Origin of the sequence: Phaeobacter sp. SYSU ZJ3003, from assembly GCF_041300735.1 — a bacterium.
GTDB lineage: Bacteria > Pseudomonadota > Alphaproteobacteria > Rhodobacterales > Rhodobacteraceae > Phycobacter > Phycobacter gallaeciensis_A.
Map to the genome: position 1 here is coordinate 1 of NZ_PXNU01000174.1, position 537 is coordinate 537.

The following is a 537-nucleotide window of genomic DNA, read 5'->3' on the forward strand; positions in this document are numbered from 1 at the left end:
TGTTCGAAGACCGCTTCCCGATGGCCTAACAAAACACGTCAGGCACAAAATTCGGCACAGTCTCGCCTAATGCCTTGATCCGAGAACAGAAAAGCTTCCAGAGCTGGGTTTACCTCCAAGAAGGCGGCCATCAGCTGATCCAGTTTTTTGTTGCTCAAGGTTTTTCCGACGTGCGCCGTGGAAAATCCATCCCGGAATGCCCTGTAGGCTGATGTTTTTTCCTTTGCGTTGATCGCAGTAAGGGCAAGTCTCTTGATTAATTTCCTCAATAATTCCGGCGGGTAAGCTTCTATTTTTTGCGAAGAAATATCATAAGGATCATGCGCCATTTTATTCCCCGTCTGAGCGTAGAGCATCGCGACATGGAGGCCCTTGAAGTCCACTTCTATAGTCGGCTGGTCATCTATGAAGATTTTGGAGCGCCAATCGTCGTTCACCTGCTGCCACCAACCGCCGTAAAAGCGGCCATTGGGAATGTCCCGAACGATGTTGAAAAGCGTTTCGGGCGACGCTGCGGATTTCATGGTTATGCGGCTT

1 pseudogene is annotated in these 537 nt (G+C 49.7%); it reads right to left on the minus strand.

The window, feature by feature from the left end:
• Positions 1-38: 38 nt before the first annotated feature.
• Positions 39-537, minus strand: a pseudogene (locus C6W91_RS21290) (hypothetical protein); the annotation flags it as partial.